This window comes from Microbacterium sp. BH-3-3-3, assembly GCF_001792815.1.
GTDB lineage: Bacteria > Actinomycetota > Actinomycetes > Actinomycetales > Microbacteriaceae > Microbacterium.
The window spans coordinates 2128315-2147454 of the sequence record NZ_CP017674.1; the positions used below are offsets into that span (position 1 = coordinate 2128315).

The following is a 19140-nucleotide window of genomic DNA, read 5'->3' on the forward strand; positions in this document are numbered from 1 at the left end:
CCCGTCACCGCCGCGACGGCGGTCGAGTCGTTCAGCAGGGCGGGCGGGTGATCGCCTTACCGGTCACAGCGGCGGGTCGAGGGCGCGGAGCGCGGCATCCATCTTCTCGGCCATGACGGCGTATCCGGTGTCGTTCGGGTGCAAGCCGTCCGACGCCATCCAGCTGTCGGCGTCGTCGGCGTAGTGCTCATCGAGCCAGTGGCTCGCTCCCTCGATGTGGTCGGCGCCGATCCTCTCGGCCGCGTCCTCGACCCACCCGGCGATCACGTCGACCGAGGCGGGGCGTTCCGCGGTGTACCAGAACGGCTCCACGACGACGATGCGCGCTTGCGGCAGACCGTCGTGCAGGCGCTGCAGGTCGTCGTCGATCGTCGCGCGGATCTGGTCGGCCGCGCGGTCGTAACTGAAGTTGTCGTTCAGGCCCATCGTGACGAACACGATGTCGGGCTGGTCGTCGATGACGAGGGCGGGAATGTCGTCGAGACCCGCCCCCATCGTGGCTCGGCGGTTGACGAAGCCGAGGCCGTTCTCGCTGCGGTTGATCTCCTGCCACCCGCGCTCGACCGAGACGATGGTCGACCACCGGTGGTCGGACGAGCTCGCCCCGGTCCCGCGCGTGTACGAGTCGCCGTAGAACGACACGACAGGTCCGTCGCCCGTCGGAGCGGGGACGGGGGCGGGGGAGGTCTGCGCCGAGCAGGCCGTGCCTGCCAGGATCGCGGATGCCACCACCACGAGGCTGAGCAGTCGTCGCGCGCGCATGCTCTCATTGTCGGCGCGGATGCGAGGGGCGGGGCCGTCCAGGGTGAACCGTGCCGGATCGCGCCGGGCGCCTGCCGTCGCGTCACGCGCCGAGCGTGGACCCGCTTTCGGGGGTCTCGGGGGTCTCGGGGTGGTCGGCGGCCGGTGCCGCGAGCCGCGCGACGTGGCGGGCGATGCGCGCCGCGCGCGCGGTCTCGGACGTCGCCGTGACGACGGGGTGCAGCACGGAGTATCGCTCCGACTTGTTCAACGCCGCGAAGCGACGCGCGGCCGCGGGCTCGGCATCCAGTGCCGCCTGAAGATCGGCGGGGACCTCGATCGCCGCGGACCCCGCGTAGGCGCGCTCCCAGCGGCCATCGGCCTGTGCGCGCCGGATCTCGGCGGCACCGCGTTCGCGCATTCGCCCCTCGTCGGCGAGGCGGTCGACGATTCCGACGTTGCGCGTCGACCACATCGACCGCGCGCGGCGCGGGGTGAAGTGCTGGCGGAACGTGGCCGCGTCGCGCGACTGCTTCCGCCCGTCGATCCAACCGCTGCACAGGGCTTCGTCGAGGGCCTGCGCGTATGTGAGCGAGGTCGGGGCGGTGGTGCCCTTCTTGGCGAGCACCAGCCACACGCCGTCGTTCGTGCTCTCGTTTTCGTCGAGCCAGGCCCGCCAGGCGTCGGCGTCGACGACGGTGAGTTCGAGGGGGTCGGTCATGTGGAGTGCCTCCTTCGCGCGGGCCGCACGAGCACGATAACGCGCACCTCCGACACGGCGCCCCCCTATCGGAGCGGGCACGTGCGAGGCAAGCGGCCCCCGGCGGCCTTCGGCATCCGGTGTCATGGGTGCATGCGATGTGTGACCTATGCGGGCGAGACCGTGACCACGACCGACGACGTTGCCGAGGCGCTGGTGCAGCTGACCGCGTCGATCGCCGCCGACGGGCAGGCCGAAGCGGTGAGCATCCCGATCGTCACCGACGACGGCGAGACCGAACAGGCGGAGCTCGTCATCGGCGTGGGCAACGATGTGCTGAGCGCGCCGGCGGCGTGGGAGCGCGAGGAGCCCGACTTCGGCTGGGCCGCCGAGCAGCTCCGTCAGCACCGGCGCTACCCCCAGTCGACCGCTGTCGCCCACGAGCAGACGAGCGACGACACCAATCCCGACGCTTTCTGGGACCCCGACCTCGAGGGGTTCACGCGCGCCTGAGCCCGCACCCGAGGGGGGAGCTCGTCAAGCCCACCCTCGCCGCCGCGCGCCGACGTAGCGTGAGGCATCCACGCCGACGGCGGCCGGTTTACCGTCCCGGCGTGTGAGCCCCGGACAGTCCGGGCGGCTCCGCCGTTTCGCGGGCGCCGCCCGGACGCCGGGTTGCCTCATGGTCATCGGATGCCGGATGCCCACGTGCTCCGCTGGCGTTTCGAGATGTACGCCCTGTCACGCGGTGAACCATTCCCGCATGTCGGTCCACACCGTCGTCAGCGCATCCTCGAGCGGGAGATCGGCGGAGCCTTGCAGCCATCGGTCCACCGCGAGGTCGAAACAGGTCACGGCGAGGGCTGCCCAGGCGTGCGCAGGCCCGGGGGCGATGCCCCGTTGGTTCAATGATCCTTCGATGGCGCGCGCGAGGTAGTGACTGCGCAGAAGATCGCGCTCGTGCAGCGCCGGTTCGCTCTGGATGATGCTGCGTCGACGTGCGATCTGTTCTCGCCAGCCCTGGATGCCTCGGCATGCGGCGGCGAGACCTTCACGCACGGTCGCCGCTGCGTCACGTTCCTGCGGGATGGATGCCATGAAGTCGCTCACCGCCTGCGGGAACTCGCGATCCCGGAGGAACAGCACATCGCGTTTGTCGGCGAAGTGGCGGAAGAACGTCCGTGTGGTCAGCCCCGCCGCCTCGGCAATCTGGGGAACCGTGGTTCCCGCGTACCCCTGGTCGGCGAACAGGGTCATCGCCGCGGCTTCCATCCGCAAGGCAGCGTCCGGTGACCATCGAGGCATGGACCCATGATGACACGAACTGTCGTAAGATCGGTCACGATGACACGAAATGTCATCAGAATCGGAGAGCGGAAGAATGAGCGACAACTCGGCGGCGTGGATCGATTCTCCTTATGCAGACCTGACGGTCCGAGCTGCGCCGATGCCGAAGCCGGGGGTGGGGCAGCTGTTGCTCGAGGTGCGCGCGGTGGCGGTGAATCCGCTCGACGCGATCATCCAGTCCAACGGCACCGTCATGTACGGGTGGTTGCGCTACCCGGTGGTCCTGGGGGAGGACGTCGCGGGCGTCGTCGTCGAAACCGGTGCCGGCGTGGACGACTTCGCCGTCGGAGACCGCGTCGTGGCGTACGCGATGGGCCTGGAGAAAGGACGGGACGCCGTCTCCGAGAGCGGTTTCCAGGCCTACGTCGCGGTCGACGCGAGCCTGGCCGCCGTCCTGCCGGCCGCCATCGCCTTCGAGGAGGCCGCCGTCCTGCCTCTGGCGATATCCACCGCGGCGGCCGGCCTGTTCGAGAAGGACCAACTGGGACTGGACTACTCCCGTCTCGGAAACGCGGCGCCTCGCGACGAGGTGGTCGTGATCTGGGGCGGCGCGACAGCGGTCGGAGGCAATGCGATCCAGCTCGCCCGAGCGGCCGGCTATCGGGTCGTCACGACAGCCTCGGCGAAGAACCACGAACAGATGAGGCGGCTGGGGGCGGAAGCCGTCTTCGACTACCACGACCCGGACGCTGCGAATCGGATCATCGATGAGGTCGGCGGCTCCGCGGTGGCGGGGATCCTCGCCGTGGCGACGGGGTCGGCCGAGCCCTGTCTGAGGATCGCGCGCGCAACCGGTGCCACGCAGATCGCGATGGCGAGCCCTCCCGTCTCGTTCTACGATCAACCGCGCCGTCGAGGCCTCTCCCTCGCTCGCATCCGCCTCTTCCTGAAGCTCGGAACGCGGACGGCTCTCCTCCAGGTGCGCAGTCGCCCCCGCGGTATCGGAGCTTCGTTCATCTGGGGAAGCGCCATCGCCACGTCTCCCGTGGGCCCGGCCGTCTGGGGCGGGTATCTCCCCGCCGCTCTCGCCTCGGGCAGCCACCACCTCTACCCCGAGGCCCACATCGCGGGGCACGGCCTTCCGGCGATCCAGGGAGCCATCGACACCCTTCGCCACGGCGTATCGGCGCGGAAACTCGTCGTCACCCTCGACCACGCACCGACGGGATCGTGATCGATCCACGAGGAGGCGTCGGAGCGCAGTGTGGGAACAGCGCTCGCCCGGCGAGAGGAGCGTCAGTCTGAAGCGACGCGGGAGAGTCCGGAACAGGTCCGGGAGTCACACATGGAGGGGCTGACGGGAATCGAACCCGCGCTATCTGCTTGGGAAGCAGAAGTTCTGCCATTGAACTACAGCCCCGTGCGCCTTGCGGCAGCCCGGCCAGCATAACAGCGTCCGGTCGTCGTGCTCCCCGTCGTCCGTCACAGACCCCCGCGAAAACGACCCTCGCCCTAGGCTGGGGCCGTGCTGCTCTCCGATCGCGACATCCGAGCCGAACTCGACGCGAAACGCCTCGGGCTCGACCCCTTCGACCCGGCCATGGTGCAGCCCTCGAGCGTCGACGTGCGACTCGACCGCTACTTCCGGCTGTTCGACAACCACAAGTACCCCTTCATCGACCCCGCCGAGGAGCAGCCCGAGCTGACGCGTCTCATCGAGGTCGCTCCCGACGAGCCGTTCATCCTGCACCCGGGCGAGTTCGCCCTCGGGTCCACGTTCGAGCGGGTGAGCCTTCCCGACGACGTCGCCGCGCGCCTCGAGGGCAAGTCGTCTCTCGGCCGCCTGGGGCTGCTGACGCACTCGACCGCGGGGTTCATCGACCCGGGCTTCTCGGGCCACGTGACGCTCGAGCTCTCAAATGTCGCCACCCTGCCGATCAAGCTCTGGCCGGGAATGAAGATCGGGCAGGTCTGCTACTTCCGCCTGACCTCGCCCGCCGAGAACCCGTACGGCTCGGGCCCGTACGGCAACCGGTATCAGGGTCAGCGCGGGCCGACGGCTTCGCGCTCCGCGCTCAACTTCCACCGCACCGACGTCGGCTCCACCGAGGCCGGGTCCGTCGGGCGCTGACCCGACGACGAAGCGGCGAGGCTCCCTCGGGAGTCCTCGCCGCTTCGTGGTTTCGCGGGATCATTCGGATGCCGACGACTCGCGGCCGCGGCGGAACCCGGCGTCGAAGCCGCGCTCGAACGCGTGCTGCGCGGCCCGGTGACCACGGTGGTGGCCGTGGCCGTCCCGGCCGAAGCCTCGGCCGCCGTGGGTGCGCTCGTCGCCCGCGCACGGCCGTTCCGCGGTGTGTCCGCGGTGACCGCCGTGCTCGGCCTCGTGATCGCCGTGGCCGGAGCCCCGGCCGAAGCGTGCACCGAACCCGCGCGGGCCGGGGCCGAAACCGGGGCCGAAACCGCCGCGTCCCGGGCCGCGGAAGCCGCGCTCCGGTGATGCCTCGGTCGCGTCGACTCCCAGCGCGTCCGAGAGGGCGTCGAGAGCCGTCGTCAGGCGCTCCAGCTGCTCGGCCGGCACGTCGGCCAGCAGGGCCGCGCGGTCGGCATCCACCCGGTCGAGGAGCTCGCGACCCCCGGCGGTCAGTCGCCAGCCGTCGTCGCCGCGCTCGATCCAGCCGCGCTCGGCGAGAGCGTCGACGCGCTTGCCGCCGCGGGCGAGACGGTCGTGCACCCAGGGCGCGTCGATCCGTCCGTCGATGGCGCTGAGGATCATCACGGTCTTGGGGTGCAGCTCGCTGTCGCGTAGCTGCGTGAAGAGGCGGTGGTGCAGCGCGTGACCGACCGTCGTGAGGCGGTGGGCGAGGCTGCGGGCATCAGGTGATGTGGAGGTGTTCATGGGGTGTCCTTTCGGGGCGGTCCATCCGCCGATACATGTCATGTGACAACAGATGTACTGTGACATGTATCTCTGATGCTTGTCAAGCGACATGTAAAATTCCCGCATGGCCACTGACCCCGCCGACGAGATCGCCGCCGCCCTCGGGCGCTTGCGCGGACGCCGCCCGCGCCCGCCCTTCGGCGCCGAGGGGCACCATCACCCGCACGTTCACGGCGAACGCGGGGGATTCGGCGGACCCTGGGGGCGCGGCACCCCGCCCTGGGCCGACCCCGCACAGGGTCGCTTCGGCGGACCCGCACGCCTGCGCCTACTCGACGCTCTGATCGCGGCATCCGGATCGCTGTCGGTGAGCGAGATCGCCGAGGCGGTGGGCGTCGACCAGCCCCGCGCCTCGCGGCTGGTTCAGCAGGCGGCGCAGATGGGTCTGGTCGCACGCGAGCCCGACCCCGACGACGCCCGCCGCACGCGCGTGCGCCTCACGCCCGAGGGCGAGGGGATGGTCTCGGGTTTTCGCGGTCGACGACGGGATGCCGTGCGCTCCGCGCTGGAGTCGTTCACCGACGACGAGCGCGTCGAGTTCGCCCGCCTGCTCGGCAAGTTCGCCGACGCCTGGCCGCGCGACTGAGCTCGCTCTGTCCCGAATCGCCGAGGCGAGGTCTCGACGCGTGCGAAACTCCTGAGATCTCCGAGTCGACCGCAGAGGTCGCGCCGGATCGACGCGGGTGCGCGCGGCGCGCGGGTGCGTTTCTCAGGAGTTCGGCCCGCGAGGAGCCCGGATCGAGCGCCCGGTCCGCGAGCGGCCCCGGCCCGAGCACTCGGCGCCCGGGGCTGGCCGCGCGGGGACCCCCGGCCGGAGCGCCCCCGGCCCGCCTCAGCGGATGACGGCCGGCCGCGCCTTCACCGGAACCATCAGCACCAGCCCGACCGCCAGGATCAGCACGATGCCCACGATGCCGAGGCGGGTGTCGCCGGTGATCCCGACGAACAGAGCGAACAGACCGGGGGCGAGGAACGACACCGCCCGGCCCGTCGTGGCGTACAGGCCGAAGATCTCACCCTCGCGACCCTCCGGAGCCACCCGGGCGAGGAACGACCGGCTGGCCGACTGCACGGGTCCGACGAACAGGCCGAGCCCCAGGCCCGCCACCCAGAACGCCGGCACCGAGGTGCCGATGAACAGGATGACGCTGCCCAGGACGATCAGGCCGATCAGTGAGACTACGATCACGCGCTTCGGTCCGAAGCGGTCGTCGAGGCGCCCGGAGAAGAACGTGCTGATACCGGCCACCACGTTCGCCGCGACCGCGAAGTAGAGCACCTCCGTCGAGCTGAAGCCGAACACCTGCGCGGCGATGATCGCCCCGAAGGTGAACACGCCGGCGAGGCCGTCGCGGAACACCGCGCTGGCCACCAGGAAGAGCAGCACCTGCCGGCTGTCGCGCCACAGCGAGCGCAGCGTGCCCCACAGCACCACGTACGAGCGGAAGAAGCCGACGCGCACCCGGCGCTGCTGCGGCGGGATCTCGGGAACGCGCAGCAGAACGGGAACGGCGAACACCCCGAACCAGACCGCGGATGCCAGGACCGCGAGGCGGATGTTCAGCCCGCCCTCCTTCGGCACGGCGAGAAGCCCCCCGGCATCGGGTGCGCCGAAGCTCTGGATGAACAGCACCAGCAGCAGGAGCAGCAGCACGATGCCGCCCACGTACCCCATGCCCCAGCCGAAGCCCGAGACGCGGCCGATGTTCTCGCGCGTGGAGACCTGCGTGAGCATCGCGTAGTAGTTGACGCTGGCGAACTCGAAGAAGACGTTGCCGACCGCGATGAGGGTGGCGCCGAGCACGAGGAACTCGGGTGTGCCCTCGACGAAGACCATCGCGGCCATCGACAGCACGATCAGGCCGGTGTTGATGCCGAGCCAGAGCTTGCGACGCCCCGTACCGTCGGAGCGCTGGCCCAGCACGGGGGCGACGAGCGCCACGACGATGCCGGCGATCATCAGCGCCACGCCGACCAGGCTCGCATTGTCGGCGAGCGCACGAACGAGGGCGGGGTCGTCGTCGTTGCCGTTCGCCGCAGCCACCACGGCGGGATCGACGAACAGCGAACTCGCCAGGTAGGTGCTGAACACGAACGTGGTCACGACCGCGTTGAAGGCGGCGGATCCCCAGTCCCACAGGGCCCAGGCGAGCACCGGCCGACGGAGGGTGCTGACGGGGGCGGAGGCGGGCTCGGGAGGGGTCATATGGGTCACGCTAGGCCCCTCCGGTGAACGCCCGGTACCCCCGAGGCGACGCCGCGCCACCCTTGGCGCGCTCATTCAGGCTACCGCCGAGCCCGCACGGCGGCGCGGAGCCGACTACCGTGGAGTCATGGCATCCGAAAACCCCGTCGACTCCGCTGAGGCGGAGACCACCCCCGCCCCGCTCACCTTCTCCGACCTGGGTCTGGATGCCAACGTGCTCAAAGCCCTCAAGGACGTCGGGTATGAGACCCCGTCGGCCATCCAGGCCGCGACCATTCCCGTGCTCCTGCAGGGTCGCGACGTCGTCGGTCTCGCGCAGACCGGTACCGGCAAGACCGCGGCGTTCGCGCTGCCGGTGCTGTCGCAGATGGAGACCGGCCACAAGAACCCGCAGGCCCTCGTGCTCGCCCCCACCCGTGAGCTCGCGCTCCAGGTGTGCGAGGCGTTCGAGAAGTACGCCGCCCACATCAAGGGCGTCTCGGTGCTCCCCGTCTACGGCGGTCAGGGCTACGGCCAGCAGCTGTCGGCGCTGCGCCGCGGCGTCGACATCGTCGTGGGCACCCCGGGTCGCATCATGGACCACCTCGACAAGGGCACCCTCGACCTGAGCGAGCTGAAGTACCTCGTGCTCGACGAGGCCGACGAGATGCTCAAGATGGGCTTCGCCGAAGACGTCGAGACGATCCTCGCCGACACCCCCAAGACGAAGCAGGTCGCGCTGTTCTCGGCGACCATGCCGGCGCAGATCCGCCGCATCTCGGCCCAGTACCTGAACAACCCCGAAGAGATCACGGTCAAGACCAAGACCGCGACCTCGACGAACATCAGCCAGCGGTATCTGATCGTGTCGTACCAGCAGAAGATCGACGCCCTCACGCGCATCCTCGAGGTCGAGAACTTCGAGGGCATGATCGTCTTCACCCGCACGAAGAACGAGACCGAGACGGTCGCCGAGAAGCTGCGTGCCCGCGGGTACACCGCCGCCGCCATCAACGGCGACGTCGCCCAGGTGCAGCGCGAGCGCACGGTCAACCAGCTGAAGTCCGGCAAGCTCGACATCCTCGTCGCCACCGACGTCGCCGCGCGCGGTCTCGACGTGGATCGCATCAGCCACGTGGTCAACTACGACCTGCCGATCGACACCGAGTCGTACGTGCACCGCATCGGCCGCACCGGTCGCGCCGGCCGCACGGGCGACGCGATCAGCTTCGTCACCCCGCGCGAGCGCCGCATGCTCACCGCGATCGAGAAGGCCACGCGCCAGCCGCTGACCGAGATGTCGCTGCCGAGTGTCGACGACGTCAACGCCACGCGCCTCACCCGTTTCGACGACGCGATCACCACCGCCCTCGAGGACACCGCCGCCATCGCGACGTTCCGCGACGTGGTGGCCCACTACGTCGAGCACCACGACGTGCCCGAGGCCGACGTGGCCGCGGCGCTCGCCGTGGTCGCCCAGGGAGACACCCCGCTGCTGCTCGAGGCCGAGGCCTTCCGTCAGCAGCGCTTCGACAGCGAGCGTCCCGCGCGCGACGGCGCTTCCCGCGACGGGGGTTCGCGTGACGGTGGATCGCGCGACAGCGGTCCGCGCCGCGACACCTCGGGGCGCTTCTCGACTTACCGCATCGCGGTCGGTCGTCGCCAGCGCGTCGAGCCGCGTCAGATCGTCGGCGCTCTCGCGAACGAGGGTGGGCTGCGTCGCAACGACTTCGGTGCGATCCAGATCCGTCAGGACTTCTCGCTCGTCGAGCTGCCCGCCGACCTGTCGAGCGACACGATCGGCCGCCTCGCCGACACCCGCATCTCGGGCCAGCTGATCGACCTGCGCCTCGACGGCGGCGGACGCTCCGCCAAGCGCAGCGACCGCCCGCAGCGCCGTGAGAGCGACCGCGATCGCGACTGACCCCGCGGCATAAGTCCGACGCCCCCGCTGACCTTCGGGTCGCGGGGGCGTCGTGCGTGCAGCGGGCCCAGGCGCGGCCGCCGCCCGGTGTCGTCCTCACGCCGCGTGCGTGCTGTGGGGCGGGGCATGTCCCACTTCGTGCTGCCCAGGCCCTTCGGGGCTGCACATTTCGGGACACGGTTTGCGCTGCGCGAGACGCTGGGCACGCTGTGGGGCGGGGCATGTCCCACTTCGTGCTGCCCAGGCCCTTCGGGGCTGCACATTTCGGGACACGGTTTGCGCTGCGCGAGACGCTGGGCACGCTGTGGGGCGGGGCATGTCCCACTTCGTGCGGCCTAGACCCCTCGCTGCTGCACATTTCGGGACATGGCCGGCGGCGTGCGACACACGGCATCCAGAAGTTGAGCCAATTCATATCAACTCGGCTTGACCTCGATGCGCGGCCCCGATAACCTTGAGTCATCGGGGCTCAACCCCCGCAGAGACTTTCATCACACCCCGAGTCGTGGCATCCGTCCGGCTCACAAGCAAGGAGACACATATGCCCCGTGCAGTGGGAATCGACCTCGGTACGACCAACTCCGTCGTGAGCGTGCTCGAGGGTGGCGAGCCCAAGGTCATCGCCAACGCCGAGGGTTTCCGTACGACCCCCTCGGTCGTCGCCTTCACGAAGGACGGCGAGGTGCTCGTCGGTGAGACCGCCAAGCGCCAGGCCGTCACGAACGTCGACCGCACCATCTCCAGCGTCAAGCGCCACATGGGCACGACCTGGTCGTTCGACGTCGACGGCAAGAAGTGGACGCCGCAGGAGATCTCGGCCCGCATCCTGCAGAAGCTGAAGCGCGACGCCGAGGAGTACCTGGGCGACACCGTGACCGACGCGGTCATCACGGTCCCCGCGTACTTCAACGACGCCGAGCGTCAGGCCACAAAGGAGGCCGGCGAGATCTCGGGCCTCAACGTGCTGCGCATCATCAACGAGCCCACCGCCGCGGCTCTCGCGTACGGCCTCGACAAGGGCAAAGAAGACGAGCTCATCCTCGTGTTCGACCTCGGTGGCGGAACGTTCGACGTCTCGCTGCTCGAAGTGGGCAAGGACGACGACTTCTCCACCATCCAGGTGCGCTCCACCTCGGGTGACAACCGCCTCGGTGGCGACGACTGGGACCAGCGGGTCGTCGACTACCTCATCAAGCAGTTCAAGGACACGACCGGTGTCGACGTCTCGGGCGACAAGATCGCCCTGCAGCGTCTGAAGGAAGCGGCCGAGCAGGCCAAGAAGGAGCTGTCGAGCTCGACCTCGACCTCCATCAACCTGCCCTACCTGTCGCTCACCGACTCGGGCCCCGTCTCGCTCAGCGAGACCCTCACGCGCGCCAAGTTCGAGGACCTCACCAAGGACCTCCTCGACCGCACGCGCAAGCCCTTCTCCGACGTCATCCGCGAGGCCGGCGTCAAGGTGGAGGACATCGCGCACGTGGTGCTCGTGGGCGGCTCGACCCGCATGCCCGCGGTCGCCGAGCTCGTGAAGAAGGAGACCGGCAAGGACGCCAACAAGGGCGTCAACCCCGACGAGGTCGTGGCCGTGGGCGCAGCCCTGCAGGCCGGTGTCCTCAAGGGTGAGCGCAAGGACGTGCTGCTCATCGACGTCACCCCCCTGAGCCTCGGTATCGAGACCAAGGGCGGCATCATGACCAAGCTCATCGAGCGCAACACGGCCATCCCGACCAAGCGCAGCGAGACCTTCACCACCGCCGACGACAACCAGCCGTCGGTCGCGATCCAGGTCTTCCAGGGCGAGCGCGAGTTCACCCGCGACAACAAGCCGCTCGGCACGTTCGAGCTCACCGGCATCGCCCCGGCTCCCCGTGGCATCCCGCAGGTGGAGGTCACCTTCGACATCGACGCGAACGGCATCGTCCACGTCTCGGCGAAGGACAAGGGCACCGGCAAGGAGCAGTCGATGACGATCACGGGTGGCTCGTCGCTGCCCAAGGAAGACATCGAGCGCATGGTGCGCGAGGCCGAAGAGAACGCGGCCGACGACAAGAAGCGCCGCGAGTCCGCCGAGACCCGCAACCAGGCCGAGACCCTGTCGTACTCGATCGAGAAGCTGATCAAAGAGAACGAAGACAAGCTCCCCGCCGAGGTCAAGACCGAGGTCCAGGGCGATGTCGACGCGCTCAAGACGGCACTCGCCGGCGATGACGACGACGCGGTCAAGACCGCGTTCGACAAGCTGAACGCCAGCCAGGGCAAGCTCGGCGAGGCCATCTACGCCTCGTCGCAGGCCGCGGGCGAGCCCGCCGACCCGAACGTCGGCCAGCCCGGCAACGGTGAGACGCCGAACCCCGAGGAAGACGTCATCGACGCCGAGGTCGTCGACGACGAGCCGACCGACGAGACGAAGAAGTAAGCAGAGACCATGGCACACAAGGACGACGAACAGCCCACGGGCTCGGGCGCCGGTCCTGACGAGACGGGGCCGGAGGAGAACACCTCCGGCCCCGCGCCGTCGGGCGAGCAGTCCGAGACGACCGACGCGGATGCCGAGGGCCTGACCATCGACGACATCCTCGGCGCCGAGCAGACGCCCGAGGCCGCGGCAGAGGGGGCTTCCTCCGACAAGGAGGCCTCGCTGCTGATCGACCTCAAGCGACTGCAGGCCGAGTACGCCAACTACCGTCGGCGCACCGAAGACCAGCGCGAGCGCGAGATCGAGCGGGCCAAGGGCGAAGCCGTGAAGGGCCTGCTGCCCGTCATGGACGACCTCGACCGCGCGGTCAAGCACGGCGACCTCGTCGAGGGCACGCCCTTCGCCGCCATCGGCGACAAGGTGCGGGCCGTGGCCGAGCGCCTCGGCGTGGTGTCGTACGGCGCCGTCGGCGACGTCTTCGACCCGCAGCAGCACGAGGCCATCTTCCAGGCGCCCACCCCCGGCGTGACCGAGACGACGATCCTCGAGGTCGTCGAGGTGGGTTACCGCCTCGGCTCGATCGAGCTGCGACCGGCCAAGGTCGTCGTCGCCGTGCCGGCCTAGGAGGAGGACACATGGCGAGTCAGGACTGGTTCGACAAGGACTTCTACAAGGTCCTCGGCGTCGACAAGAGCGTCAGCGCGGCCGATCTGAAGAAGACCTACCGCAAGCTCGCGCGCCAGTACCACCCCGACTCGAACCCGGGTGACGCGAAGGCCGAGGCCAAGTTCAAAGAGATCAGCGAGGCCTACTCGGTCCTCAACGATCCCGAGCAGCGCGAGGAGTACGACCAGATCCGGGCCATGGGCTCGGGGGCGCGCTTCTCGGCACCGGGTACCGGCGGCGGGGGCGGTTTCGACGACGTCTTCAGCCGGTTCGGTCAACCGCGCAGTGGCGGCACCGGGGCTCCTCCCGGGGGCTTCGACGACTTCTTCTCGATGTTCGATCAGCAGGGCGGCGCCGGTTTCGGTTCCGGCCGGTTCGGTCAGACCTCGGGCGGATACCGCGGTTACGGCGGACCGCAGCGCGGATCCGACGTCACGGCGCGCACGACGATCGACTTCGTCACGGCGGCCAAGGGCGAGACGATCACCCTGCAGGGCGAAGACAACGTGCCGTTCAAGGTGAAGATCCCGGCCGGGGTGTCGGACGGGCAGAAGATCCGCCTGCGCGGCCGCGGACGCAAGTCGCCCGACGGCGGCGAGAGCGGCGACATCGTCGTGACCGTCGCGGTGCGTCCGCACCCGGTGTTCACGCGCGACGGCCTCCACCTGCGGGTCACGGTGCCGGTCACCTTCACCGAGGCGGCTCTGGGCGCCACGATTGAGGTCCCGACACTCGGGGGGAGCCGGTGCGACTGCGCGTCGCCCCCGGTACCCCGTCGGGACGGGTGCTGCGCGTCAAGGGGCGCGGTATCGAGTCGACCAAGGGCGTCGGCGACCTGCTCGCCGAGGTTCAGGTCGCGGTTCCCACGCACCTCGACGACGCGGCCCGTGAAGCCCTCGAGCGTTTCCACGAGCTCGAACCGAAAGAGAACCCGCGCGCCGACCTGATGGCCAAGGCGCGCTGACGCATCCCACGCGCGTCGTCGCGGTTCTCGGCATTCGATACGTCAGGATGCCGAGAACCCGGCACCCGCAGCCGGCACGACGAAAGAGGTGAAGACGTGTCCGAGAGAGAGATCGACGAAGACGCCCCGATCTTCGCCATCGCCGCCGCCGCCGAGCTGTCGAACATGCACCCGCAGACGCTGCGGCAGTACGACCGGCTCGGCCTCGTCGTGCCCGCGCGCACCCAGGGCGGGTCGCGTCGCTACTCGAGCCGCCACGTGCAGCAGTTGCGCGAGGTCGCCCGCCTGTCGGGGGAGGGCATGAGCCTTCCCGCGATCGCGCGCCTCCTCGCCCTCGAGGAGCGCGTGCACGATCTCGCCCGCCGCGTGAACGACCTCGAGCGGCAGCTCACGATCGAGCGGCAGTCCCGCCCCGGTGCGCGCGTCTTCGCCGCCGGCGCGACCGGCTCGGTCGTGACGCTCCGCCACGGCTCGCGCGTGCGTCGCGCGACCGACATCGTGCTCTGGCGCCCGCGCGACATCCACGACGACTGACATCCCGTCGCTGCACCGAGGTCCTGAGCGCGTCGAAGGGTCTGTGCGCACGGTGCCCCGACGGCTCGGCCGGAGCGGCGCAGCGGCTCAGGCCGGATCGATCCGCAGCACCGTCGGCGTCTCTCCGACCGAGAGGTCGTCGACGACGCGGAGCGTGCGCGCGATGTCGTCGACCGCGCCGATGACGGTGCCGAACCGCTCGCGGTCGGCGCACACCGCCGTCACCGTGACGAAGTGCGAGCCCGTGTCCCACGTGTAGGTCGCGAACGGGGGAGTCGTCGGATCGGTCGGCAGCGGCATCGCGAGCTTCTCGCCGACGCCGAGGTGCGGATTGCGGAACGACTCGGTGTCGTCGTACTCCATCGGCATCATCGCGCGCGCGGTGCGCAGCTGCGCGGTGGCCTCTTGCAGCTGTGCCATCACGACGAGCAGCTCGGGCGCGCTCTTCCACACCCACACCAGAACGCGGCCACCGGCGCGACGCATGAGTAGCGGAGCGGCTTGACTCAGCATCCAGGCGAAGGCGCCGCCGCCGGGGCGGGGGACGGTGCCGGTCGTGCGGGCGGCCTGCCCGAGCAGCATGCCGATGGCGGCCTTGCGGTGTCGTCGGCCGCGCAGGCCCAGCGAACCGGTCACGGGCACCCAGAGGTCGGCGGCGGCGTCGGCCTGCAGTCGAGACATGGCTCCACCCTACGAGCCGCGACCGAACGGGCGCTGAGTTGCAGAAAAGGTTCCCCGGTGTCGGAGGTTGGTGCCAGGCTGGTCTTCGCGGTCACGGCGGCCGCGTCAGACCTGCTCCGGAGGTCCCATGCTCGGCAAGATCCTCGTCCGCTACCTGTCCCGGTACCGCTGGCTCCTCATGGCGCTGCTGGTGTTCCAGTTCGTCGCGGCGATGGCATCCCTCTACCTGCCGCGCCTGAACGCCGACATCATCGATCGCGGCGTCGCCCAGGGCGACACGGGGTTCATCTGGTCGCAGGGCATGATCATGCTCGGCATCTCGCTCGGGCAGATCGTCGCCTCGGTCGTCGCGACCTACTTCGCCGCGCGCGCCGCCATGGCCGCGGGCCGCGACATCCGGCTCGATCTGTTCGAGAAGGTCAGCGGCTTCTCCGAGCGTGAGCTGTCGCAGTTCGGCGCCGGTTCCCTCATCACGCGCAACACGAACGACGTGCAGCAGGTGCAGATGCTCGCGATGATGGGCGCCACCATGCTCGTCAGCGCCCCGCTGCTCGCCCTCGGCGGCATCTTCATGGCGCTGCAGCAAGACGTCGGTCTCAGCTGGCTGCTCGGCGTCGCCGTGCCGATCCTGCTGGTCGCGGTCGCCCTCATCATCGCCCGCATGGTGCCGCTGTTCCGCAGCTACCAGTCCAAGCTCGATGCCGTGAACCGGGTGATGCGCGAACAGCTGACCGGGGTGCGCGTGGTGCGCGCCTTCGTGCGGGAGCGCATCGAAGAAGAGCGCTTCCGCGAGGCGAACACCGACATCATGGACGTCGGTCGCAAGGTGGGCTCGCTCTTCGTGCTGCTGTTCCCGCTGGCGATGCTGGTGCTCAACGTCACCGTCGTCGGAGTCATCTGGTTCGGCGGCATCCAGGTCGACGCCGGCGGCGTGCAGATCGGTACCCTCTTCGCGTTCATGCAGTACGTGGCGCAGATCCTCATGGGCGTGCTCATGGCGAGCTTCATGACGGTGATGATCCCGCGCGCGGCCGTGTCGGCCGAACGCATCGGGGAGGTGCTCGACAGCCACTCGACGCTCGAGCGGCCAGCGAACCCGGTGAGCGTCTTCCCCTCGGTCGGAACGGTCGAGTTCGACGACGTCGCCTTCGCGTACCCGGGAGCCGAGTCGCCCGTGGTGTCGGGCGTCACGTTCGCGGCCCATCCCGGCGAGACCGTGGCGATCGTCGGATCGACGGGGGCGGGAAAGACGACCCTCGTCTCCCTGCTCCCGCGCCTGTTCGACGTGACCGCGGGGGCCGTCCGCGTCGGCGGTGTCGACGTGCGCGAGGCCGACCTCGACCTGCTGTGGAAGAGCATCGGCCTGGTGCCGCAGCGGCCGTTCCTGTTCAGCGGCACGGTGGCGTCCAACCTGCGTTTCGGTCGCGAAGACGCCACCGACGACGAACTGTGGCACGCGCTCGAGATCGCCCAGGGTCGCGACTTCGTCGAGGCGATGGAGGGCGGCCTCGACGGCAAGATCGCCCAGGGCGGCACCAACGTCTCGGGCGGGCAGCGCCAGCGCCTCGCCATCGCCCGAGCGATCGTGCACCGGCCGGCGGTGCTCGTCTTCGACGACTCGTTCTCGGCCCTCGACCTCAGCACCGACGCCCGATTGCGGCAGGCGTTGTGGCAAGAGCTCCCCGAGGTGACGAAGATCGTCGTCGCGCAGCGCGTCTCGACCATCACCGGTGCCGACCGGATCGTCGTGCTCGAAGACGGACGCATGGCCGGCCTCGGCACGCACGACGAGCTGCTGCATTCCAGCACCACCTATCGCGAGATCGTCGAGTCGCAGCTGGGGGTCGAAGCATGAGCACCCCCGACACCCGCACCGAAGAAGAGCGCGCCGAACTCGAGCTCGCCGAACAGGCCCGTCTGAACTCGGGCGACTGGGACAGCGTCGCGCCGGGCAAGGCCTCGGACTTCGGCTCGAGCTTCCGCCGGCTGATCGGACTCCTGCGACCCCACGCCGGGGCCTTCGGGCTCGTCTCGGTGCTCGGGGCCCTCGGCGTCGTGCTGGCGGTGCTGGCCCCGCGCGTCCTCGGCAACGCCACGAACATCATCTTCGAGGGCGTGGTCTCGCGCGGGCTCGCCGAGCAGTTCCCGGCCGGCACCCAGAAAGACGCCGTCGTCGACGCCCTGCGCTCCGCCGGGCAGGGCGACATCGCCAACATCGTCGGCGCGATGGACAACTTCCAGGTCGGCGCGGGCGTCGACTTCGATGCGCTGCGCATCGTGGTCGTGACGGTGCTGGCCATCTACGTCGGCTCGTCGTTGCTGTCGTGGATCCAGGGCTACGTCATCAACATCATCATGGTGCGCACGATGTGGCGCCTGCGTGAAGACGTCGAGGCCAAGGTCAACCGGCTCCCCCTGTCGTACTTCGATAAGGTGCAGCGCGGTGAGCTCATCTCGCGGGTCACGAACGACATCGACAACATCACGCAGACGATGCAGCAGTCGCTCTCGAGCGCCCTCACCTCCGTGCTCACGGTCGTGGGCGTGCTCATCATGATGTTCACCATCTCGTGGCAGCTGGCCCTCGTCGCGCTCATCTCGCTCCCGCTCATGGCGGTCATCTTCGGGGTGATCGGCCCGAAGTCGCAGAAGGCCTTCGGCGAGCAGTGGAAGAAGGTGGGCCGTCTCAACGCCCGCGTCGAGGAGTCGTTCTCGGGTCACGCGCTGGTCAAGGTCTACGGCCGCGAGAAAGACGCCCGCGAGAAGTTCGAGGTCGAGAACGAGGAGCTCTACCAGGCCAGCTTCCGGGCCCAGTTCCTCTCCGGCATGATCATGCCGGGCATGATGTTCGTCGGAAACCTCACCTACGTCGGCATCGCGGTGCTCGGTGGGCTCATGGTGGCCGGCGGGCAGATCCGCCTGGGCGACGTGCAGGCGTTCATCCAGTACTCGCAGCAGTTCACGCAGCCCCTGTCGCAGTTGGGTGGCATGGCCGCGGTCGTGCAGTCGGGTACGGCCTCGGCCGAGCGCGTCTTCGCCCTGCTCGATGCCGACGAGCAAGACCCCGACGACCCCGACGCCCCGAGCCCGGGCGACGGACGCGGGGTCATCGAGTTCGAGAACGTCCGCTTCGCGTACTCGCCCGATCGCCCGCTCATCCGAGACCTGTCGTTCCGGGTCGAGCCGGGTCAGACGGTCGCCATCGTCGGACCGACGGGGGCCGGCAAGACCACGTTGGTCAACCTGATCATGCGGTTCTACGAGCTCGACGGCGGGCGCATCCTGCTCGACGGTCAGGACATCGCCGAATTGCGCCGCGACGACGTCCGCTCGCGCACCGGCATGGTGTTGCAAGACCCGTGGCTGTTCGCCGGGACGATCCGCGACAACATCCGCTACGGCCGCGAGACCGCCACCGACGACGAGATCCAGCAGGCCGCCGTCGCCACCCGCGTCGACCAGTTCGTGCACTCGCTCCCCGAGGGGTACGACACCGTCCTCGACGAAGACGCCGCGAACGTCTCGGCGGGTGAGAAACAGCTCATCACCATCGCGCGGGCGTTCGTCGCGCGTCCGTCGGTGCTCATCCTCGACGAGGCGACGTCGTCGGTCGACACGCGCACCGAGCTGCTGCTGCAGCAGGCCATGGCCGCGCTGCGCGAAGGACGCACGTCGTTCGTGATCGCGCACCGCCTGTCGACGATCCGCGATGCCGATCTCATCCTGGTCATGGAGCACGGCGACATCGTCGAGCAGGGGACCCACGACGAGCTGATCGGCACCGAGGGGGCGTACTACCGCCTCTACCGTTCGCAGTTCGAGCAGGCCACCACCGACCTCGATGTCGCCGAGGCCGATGCCTCCCGCGCGACCGATCCCCGGCAGGCGCCGGCCACCGACGACGCCGTGGTGGTGTCGGCGATGGCGGCCGCGGCATCCGAGGTTGCCGCCCCCGCGGGGACCGACGGGCCGCCGCGCCCCGCGCACGGTGCTCCCACGCCCGACCCGCGGCTCGACGATCGGGGCTGACGCCACCCGCGCCCATCCGCCCGCCCGGTGCCACGCCGGGCGGGCGGTGCCGCGTCCGGCGCGCTTCGGGCG

General features: G+C 69.7%; 16 protein-coding genes, 1 tRNA gene and 1 pseudogene. 11 read left to right on the forward strand and 7 right to left on the reverse strand.

Annotation, left to right across the window (positions count from 1 at the left end; translation table 11 throughout):
* Positions 1–63 precede the first annotated feature (63 nt).
* On the reverse strand, positions 64–762 hold the full coding sequence (locus tag BJP65_RS09845) for an SGNH/GDSL hydrolase family protein (protein ID WP_070409017.1): 699 nt from the start codon (positions 760–762) through the stop codon (positions 64–66).
* An 82-nt stretch (positions 763–844) separates the two neighbouring features.
* Positions 845–1462, reverse strand: coding sequence for a YdeI family protein (locus BJP65_RS09850; protein ID WP_070409018.1), 618 nt, complete (start codon positions 1460–1462; stop codon positions 845–847).
* Between the two features lie 162 nt (positions 1463–1624).
* Between BJP65_RS09850 and BJP65_RS09855 the strand changes: the two genes are divergently transcribed.
* Positions 1625–1954 (forward strand): hypothetical protein, encoded by a 330-nt coding sequence (locus tag BJP65_RS09855; protein ID WP_235560490.1) that lies wholly within the window; start codon positions 1625–1627, stop codon positions 1952–1954.
* A gap of 228 nt (positions 1955–2182) precedes the next feature.
* Here the strand turns inward: BJP65_RS09855 and BJP65_RS09860 are convergent, their stop codons facing one another.
* Positions 2183–2698 carry a TetR/AcrR family transcriptional regulator gene (locus BJP65_RS09860; RefSeq protein ID WP_181015915.1) on the reverse strand — a complete coding sequence of 172 codons (516 nt, stop codon included), beginning with the start codon at positions 2696–2698 and terminating at the stop codon, positions 2183–2185.
* A gap of 124 nt (positions 2699–2822) precedes the next feature.
* Between BJP65_RS09860 and BJP65_RS09865 the strand changes: the two genes are divergently transcribed.
* Positions 2823–3962, forward strand: a complete 1140-nt coding sequence (locus BJP65_RS09865; protein WP_070409020.1) for a zinc-binding alcohol dehydrogenase family protein — start codon at positions 2823–2825, stop codon at positions 3960–3962.
* A gap of 112 nt (positions 3963–4074) precedes the next feature.
* On the opposite strand, the gene BJP65_RS09870 is transcribed toward BJP65_RS09865, so the two are convergent.
* A tRNA-Gly gene (locus BJP65_RS09870) sits at positions 4075–4148 on the reverse strand.
* A gap of 105 nt (positions 4149–4253) precedes the next feature.
* On the opposite strand from BJP65_RS09870, the gene dcd reads away from it, so the two are divergent.
* Entirely contained in the window at positions 4254–4859 is a 606-nt protein-coding gene (gene dcd / locus BJP65_RS09875) for a dCTP deaminase (protein ID WP_055832702.1), read from the forward strand.
* A 60-nt stretch (positions 4860–4919) separates the two neighbouring features.
* Here dcd and BJP65_RS09880 read toward each other — a convergent pair whose 3' ends face one another.
* Complete coding sequence (locus BJP65_RS09880) at positions 4920–5627, reverse strand: hypothetical protein (RefSeq protein ID WP_070409021.1); 708 nt, start codon at positions 5625–5627, stop codon at positions 4920–4922.
* 106 nt (positions 5628–5733) lie between these two features.
* On the opposite strand from BJP65_RS09880, the gene BJP65_RS09885 reads away from it, so the two are divergent.
* Positions 5734–6255, forward strand: a complete 522-nt coding sequence (locus tag BJP65_RS09885) for a MarR family winged helix-turn-helix transcriptional regulator (RefSeq protein WP_070409022.1) — start codon at positions 5734–5736, stop codon at positions 6253–6255.
* 246 nt (positions 6256–6501) lie between these two features.
* Here the strand turns inward: BJP65_RS09885 and BJP65_RS09890 are convergent, their stop codons facing one another.
* The gene (locus BJP65_RS09890; protein ID WP_055832704.1) at positions 6502–7875 is read right to left on the reverse strand and encodes an MFS transporter; all 1374 of its coding nucleotides are present in this window, start codon (positions 7873–7875) and stop codon (positions 6502–6504) included.
* A gap of 127 nt (positions 7876–8002) precedes the next feature.
* Here BJP65_RS09890 and BJP65_RS09895 point away from each other — a divergent pair, with 127 nt between their 5' ends.
* The 5 genes and pseudogenes from BJP65_RS09895 (at position 8003) to BJP65_RS09915 (ending at position 14358) form a co-directional block, all read left to right on the forward strand.
* Positions 8003–9778: a DEAD/DEAH box helicase gene (locus BJP65_RS09895; protein WP_070409023.1), complete on the forward strand. Its 1776-nt coding sequence runs from the start codon at positions 8003–8005 to the stop codon at positions 9776–9778.
* A 541-nt stretch (positions 9779–10319) separates the two neighbouring features.
* Positions 10320–12194, forward strand: coding sequence for a molecular chaperone DnaK (gene dnaK, locus BJP65_RS09900; RefSeq protein ID WP_055832706.1), 1875 nt, complete (start codon positions 10320–10322; stop codon positions 12192–12194).
* Between the two features lie 9 nt (positions 12195–12203).
* The gene (locus BJP65_RS09905; RefSeq protein WP_070409024.1) at positions 12204–12818 is read left to right on the forward strand and encodes a nucleotide exchange factor GrpE; all 615 of its coding nucleotides are present in this window, start codon (positions 12204–12206) and stop codon (positions 12816–12818) included.
* A gap of 11 nt (positions 12819–12829) precedes the next feature.
* Positions 12830–13824, forward strand: a pseudogene (locus BJP65_RS09910) (DnaJ C-terminal domain-containing protein).
* Positions 13825–13920: 96 nt separating this feature from the next.
* Entirely contained in the window at positions 13921–14358 is a 438-nt protein-coding gene (locus BJP65_RS09915; RefSeq protein WP_055832709.1) for a heat shock protein transcriptional repressor HspR, read from the forward strand.
* Between the two features lie 87 nt (positions 14359–14445).
* On the opposite strand, the gene BJP65_RS09920 is transcribed toward BJP65_RS09915, so the two are convergent.
* The gene (locus BJP65_RS09920) at positions 14446–15039 is read right to left on the reverse strand and encodes a hypothetical protein (protein WP_070409025.1); all 594 of its coding nucleotides are present in this window, start codon (positions 15037–15039) and stop codon (positions 14446–14448) included.
* A 127-nt stretch (positions 15040–15166) separates the two neighbouring features.
* On the opposite strand from BJP65_RS09920, the gene BJP65_RS09925 reads away from it, so the two are divergent.
* Positions 15167–16894, forward strand: a complete 1728-nt coding sequence (locus tag BJP65_RS09925; protein WP_070409026.1) for an ABC transporter ATP-binding protein — start codon at positions 15167–15169, stop codon at positions 16892–16894.
* Positions 16891–19068, forward strand: a complete 2178-nt coding sequence (locus tag BJP65_RS09930) for an ABC transporter ATP-binding protein (RefSeq protein ID WP_258027456.1) — start codon at positions 16891–16893, stop codon at positions 19066–19068. The genes BJP65_RS09925 and BJP65_RS09930 overlap by 4 nt, the downstream gene beginning before the upstream one ends.
* Positions 19069–19140: the final 72 nt, after the last annotated feature.